Origin of the sequence: Rhodococcus sp. NPDC059234, from assembly GCF_042754225.1 — a bacterium.
GTDB lineage: Bacteria > Actinomycetota > Actinomycetes > Mycobacteriales > Mycobacteriaceae > Rhodococcus_G.
Genome location: NZ_JBHZAH010000041.1, coordinates 32,165 through 38,164 on the forward strand (window position 1 = coordinate 32,165; position 6,000 = coordinate 38,164).

General features: G+C 71.0%; 1 protein-coding gene (running past one end of the window). It reads left to right on the plus strand.

The features are described 5' to 3' along the window. Positions 1-6,000: part of a non-ribosomal peptide synthase/polyketide synthase coding region (locus ACFXGJ_RS11440; RefSeq protein WP_378619193.1), annotated on the plus strand (this coding region is incomplete at its 3' end). 23,007 nt of the annotated region lie to the left of the window's left edge; the window shows 6,000 of its 29,007 annotated nt.

A 6,000-nucleotide genomic window follows, 5' to 3' on the forward strand; every position in this document is an offset into this window, starting at 1 on the left:
AGGCAGATCGAGTTCTGGAAGGACACTCTCGCGGGTGTCCCGGACGTGCTCGAGCTGCCGACCGACCGGCCGAGGCCGGCGGTGGTCTCCGGTCGCGGTTCGCGGTTGCCCTTCGAGATCGATCCGGAGATCGTCACCGGCATCGAGGCCCTGGCACGCGAACACGGCGTGACCACCTTCATGGTCGTGCACGCCGCCTACGCGGTGCTGCTCGCACGGCTGTCCGGCGGCAGCGACATCGCGGTCGGCACGCCGATCGCCGGCCGGAGCGAGGCGGCACTCGACGACCTCGTCGGCATGTTCGTCAACACCCTGGTGCTGCGCACCGAGGTCGACTCGTCCGCGTCCTTCGAGGATCTGCTCGGGAAGGTCCGGACCGCCGACCTGGCCGCGTTCGGGCATGCCGAGATCCCGTTCGAGCGTCTCGTCGAGGTGCTCAACCCGGCACGCTCGCAGTCGCATTCGCCGCTGTTCCAGGCGTCGATGACGTTCGAGGTGAACGAGGACTCCACCCTCGAGCTGCCCGGGCTCACGATCAGCGGCGTCGACTACGAGGTCGACAGCAGTCAGTTCGACATGACGCTGATCGTCACCGAGGGTGTCGAGGTCGGCGGGCGCCCGGGTGGGATGGCTGCCGCACTGCGGTACGCCACCGACCTGTTCGACCGCGCGACGATCGAGTCGTTCGCGCAGCGCCTGGTGCGCATCCTCAGCGCCGTCGTCGCGGCACCCCAGGCACTCGTCGGCGACATCGATCTGCTCGGTGACACCGAGCGGGAGCAGGTCCTGTTCGACTGGAACGCAACCGACGAACTGGTCGCTCCGCAGACCCTCGTCGACCTGTTCGACGAGCAGGTCGCCGCGACCCCGGCCGCGATGGCGCTCACCTACGAAGGCGAGTCGCTCACCTACGCCGAGTTCTCCGCTCGCGCGAGCCGACTTGCCCGGCACCTGATCTCGATCGGTGTCGGTCCCGAGTCGCTCGTCGCACTCGCCGCACGCCGGTCGTTCGACCTGCTCGTCGGCATCTACGCGGTGCTCGAGGCCGGCGGCGCGTACGTCCCGATCGACCCCGACCAGCCGGCCGACCGGATCGGGCACATCCTCGACACCGCGGACCCGGTCTGTGTCCTGTCCACGACGCGGGACGGATTCGAGGCGCCGGGGGACAGGTCTGTCCTGAATATCGACGCGCTGGAGCTGTCCGGCGTCGATTCGGGGCCGGTGACGGACGCCGAGCGTCTCGGTGCGCTGACCCCGTCGCACACCGCTTACGTCATCTTCACCTCGGGATCGACGGGCCGACCCAAGGGCGTCGCGGTCAGCCACGGCGCCATCGTCAACCGGCTGCTGTGGATGCAGGCGGAGTACGGGCTCGACGCGCGCGATGCCGTGCTGCAGAAGACCCCGGTCACGTTCGACGTGTCGGTGTGGGAGCTGTTCTGGCCGCTGCAGGTCGGCGCGCGCCTGGTGATCGCCGTCCCGGACGGTCATCGGGACCCGGCGTACCTGGCGCGGGTGATCGCCGACGAATCGGTGACCACCGCGCACTTCGTGCCGTCGATGCTGGCACTGTTCGTTGCCGAACCGTCTGTGGCGGAGTCGAGCTCGCTGGTTCGCGTGTTCGCCTCCGGCGAGGCGCTGCCGGCGCTGACCGCCGACCGGTTGCGCGAGGTCGCGCGGCAGGCTCGTCTGCACAACCTCTACGGCCCGACCGAGGCCGCGGTGGACGTGACCTTCCACGAGGTCACCGCGGCGGACCGGGTGAGCGTGCCGATCGGCGCTCCGGTGTGGAACACGCAGGTCTTCGTGCTCGACGCGCGGCTGCTGCCCGTGCCGCTGGGGGTTGCGGGCGAGCTGTACCTCGCCGGTGACCAGCTGGCCCGCGGGTACGTCGGCCGACCGGACCTCACCGCGGACCGGTTCGTGGCGAATCCGTACGTGCCGGGGCAGCGGATGTACCGCACCGGCGACCTGGTGCGCTGGGTCCTCGCGGTGGACGCGACGACCGGCGAGGTGGCCGGTGGCGAGCTCGAGTACTTGGGCCGCACCGACTTCCAGGTGAAGCTGCGCGGTCTTCGGATCGAGCTGGGCGAGATCGAGACGGCCCTGCTGGCGCTGCCCGCGATCGAGCAGTCGGTCGTGACCCTGTATCGCGACGAGCGCGGCGAGGAGTCGCTCGTCGGCTACGTCGTGCCTGCCGCGGGTGCGTCCGTGGACCTCGACGAGGTCAAGACGGCGCTGCGCGCGGGCCTGCCGGCCTACATGGTGCCGTCGGCCTTCGTCGTGCTGGACGCCTTCCCGCTCAACGCGAGCGGCAAGCTGGACCGGAAGGCGCTGCCCGCTCCGGTGCTGCAGGCCAGGCAGTTCCGCGCGCCGTCGACTCCGACCGAGGAGATCGTCGCCACTGTGTTCGCCGAGGTTCTCGGCGCCGCCCGTATCGGTGCCGACGACGACTTCTTCGAGCTCGGCGGCAACTCGCTGATCGCGACCCAGGTGACCGCGCGACTCGGCGCGGCGCTCGACACCACGGTGTCGGTGCGCACGCTCTTCGACGCGTCCACGGTCGCGACGCTGGCGGCCGCGGTGGCCGCGCACGCCGGCGAGGGTGCGCGCCCCGCGCTCGTCGCGGGCGAGCGTCCCGACGAGCTGCCGCTGTCGTTGGCGCAGCAGCGGATGTGGTTCCTCAACCGCTTCGATCCCGAGTCGGCGGCGTACCACATCCCGATGGCCATCCGACTGACCGGCGAGCTCGACACCGCGGCGCTCCAGGCCGCGGTGGCGGACGTCCTCGAGCGGCACGAATCGCTGCGCACCGTCTTCCCCGAGGTCGGCGGTGCGCCGCAGCAGGTGATCGTGCCTGCGGCGCAGGCGGTCCCGGATCTGACCCCGGTCACGATCGCCGAGTCCGAGGTGTTCGAGCGGGTGGCCGCGCTGGTCACGACGCCGTTCGACGTCGCCTCCGGCGTGCCGCTCCGGGGCGCGCTGTTCCTGGTCGGACCGGACGAGTACGTCCTGGTCCTGGTCGTGCACCACATCAGCGCCGACGGCTGGTCGATCGCGCCGCTGACCCGCGACGTGATGGTGGCGTACGCCGCCCGCAGCGTCGGGCAGTCGCCCGACTGGTCGCCGCTCCCGGTCCAGTACGCGGACTTCGCGCTGTGGCAGCGTGACGTGCTCGGCGTCGAGGCGGACCCGGCGTCGCTGGTCTCCCGTCAGGTCGGGTACTGGACGCAGACGCTGACCGGACTCCCGGACCTGATCGAGTTGCCGACCGACCGGCCGCGCCCGGCCGTCGCGAGCAACCGCGGTGCGAAGCTGGTCTTCGAGATCGACGCCGAGGTGCATCGCGGCGTCGAGCGGATCGCGCGCGAGCACGCGGTCACCCAGTTCATGGTCGTGCACGCCGCGCTCGCGGTGCTGCTGTCCCGCCTGTCCGGTGGCACCGACATCGCGATCGGCGCGCCGGTGGCCGGTCGCGGCGAGGCCCTCCTCGACGACCTGGTCGGCATGTTCGTCAACACCCTGGTGCTGCGGACCCAGGTCGACCCGGCGGCCGGATTCGGCGCGTTCCTGGCCGAGGTCCGGGACCGGGACCTGGCAGCCTTCGGGCACGCGGACGTTCCGTTCGAGCGCATCGTCGATGCGATCTCGCCGGTGCGGTCGCAGTCGCACTCGCCGTTGTTCCAGGTGGCACTGACCTTCCAGAACCTGGCGAAGTCGGAGCTCGACCTCCCGGGCCTGCACGTGGCCGGACTCGACGTCGACACGGTCGTGACGTGGTTCGACCTCGACTTCACGATGGTCGACCGCTACGACGAGGACGGCGCGCCGAGCGGGCTCACCACCCAGCTCACCTACGCCGTCGACCTGTTCGACGCCGACACGGCGGAGGCGATCGCGGCGACGTTCGGCCGGGTCCTCGCCGACGTGGTGCGCGATGTGGAGACCCCGGTCGGCGACATCGAACTGCTCTCCGACGCGGAGCGCGCCACGGTGCTCGAGTCCTGGAACGACACCGAGGTCGCGGTGGCCCCGGCCACCCTCGTCGATCTTGTCGACACCCAGGTCGCCCGGCGGCCCGACGCGGTGGCGGTGATCTTCGAGGAGACCGAGCTGACCTACGCGCAGTTCGATGCGCGGGTGAACCGGCTGGCCCGGTGGCTGGTCGCCGAGGGGGTCGGCCCGGAGACCCGTGTCGGCCTGGCGATCCCGCGTTCGATCGAGATGCTCGCGGGCATGCACGCGATCGTCAAGGCCGGTGCCGCCTACGTGCCGATCGATCCGGATCAGCCCGTCGAACGCAACGCCTACGTGGTCGAGTCCGCGGCGCCGCTGCTGGTCCTGACCGCCGGTACTCCGGTCTCGCTCGACGTGCGGACGGTGGACATCGCAGCGCTCGACCTGTCCGGCTACGACGACGCGCCGGTGCGTGACGCGGAGCGGACCTCGCCCCTGCGTCCCGCGCACCCGGCCTACGTGCTCTACACCTCCGGTTCGACCGGGCGGCCGAAGGGCGTCACGGTCTCGCACGCCGCGATCGTCAACCAGATGCGTTGGCTGGAGGGCGAATACGAGGTCACCGATGCCGACTGCGTCATGCAGCGCGCGCCGTTCACCTTCGACGTCTCGGTGTGGGAGTGCTTCCTGCCGCTGTGCGTCGGTGCTCGACTGGTCATCGCTCGTCCCGGTGGACACCTCGACATGGGCTACCTGGCGGGTCTGATGCGCGAGTACGGCGTCTCCATCGCGGAGTTCGTGCCGTCCGTGATCGCCGCGATGGTCGCCGAGGGTCACGCCGAGGCGCTGGCATCGCTGCGGCACCTGCACAGCGGCGGCGAGGCGCTGTCCGCCGAACTGGTCGACACCGTGCGGGCGCACTTCGACGGCGGGCTGCACAACACCTACGGCCCGACCGAGGCCGCCATCACCACTACCGGACACGAGATCAGCGGTCCCGTCGACGGGATCGTGCCGATCGGTGGTCCGGCGTGGAACACCCGCGCCTACGTGCTCGACGAGCGTCTGCACCCGGTGCAGGCGGGTGTGCCGGGTGAGCTCTACCTGGCCGGCGCCCAGCTCGCTCGCGGGTACCACGGGCGGGTCGACCTGACGTCCGACCGGTTCGTGGCCGATCCGTTCGCCACGGCGGGTACGTCCTCGGAGCCGGGTGCCCGGATGTACCGCACCGGCGACCTGGTGCGGTGGAACGAGCTCGGCGAGCTGGTGTACCTGGGCCGCACCGACTTCCAGGTGAAGCTGCGCGGTCTGCGGATCGAGCTCGGCGAGATCGAGTCGGCGCTGATGCGCTCCGACGCGGTCACCCAGTCGATCGTGACGATGGTGCGCGACCCGCGTGCGGGCGAGCACCTCGTCGGCTACGTGACGGTGCGTCCGGGCACCGCGCCGACGGTCGCCGAACTGCGGGCCGCCGTCGCGGCCGAGCTGCCGGCGTACATGGTTCCGTCCCAGATCCTGGTGCTCGACGAGTTCCCACTGAACTCGAGCGGCAAGCTGGACCGGAAGGCGTTGCCGGAGCCGGTGTTCGAGGCGGCCGAGTTCCGGGCGCCGACGACTCCGGTGGAGCAGGTGGTGGCCGGCACGTTCGCGGACCTCCTCGGGGTGGCGCGGGTCGGTCTAGACGACGACTTCTTCGGTCTGGGTGGCAACTCGCTGATCGCGATGCAGGCCGCGGCGCGGTTGAGCAGCGCGCTCGATGCGCGGGTTGCGGTGCGGGAGTTGTTCGAGGCGTCGACGGTGGAGTCGTTGGCGGCGCGGTTGGCGTCGTCGGCTGGCGCGGGTGGTCATGTCGCGTTGGCGGTGCGGGAGCGTCCGGAGCGGATTCCGCTCTCGCCGGCGCAGTCGCGGATGTGGTTCCTCAACCGCTTCGACTCGTCGTCCTCGGCCTACAACATCCCGATCGTGGTGCGGCTCTCGGGCGTCCTCGACGTGGAGGCGCTGCAGGCCGCGGTGGCCGACGTGGTGGCGCGGCACGAGGTG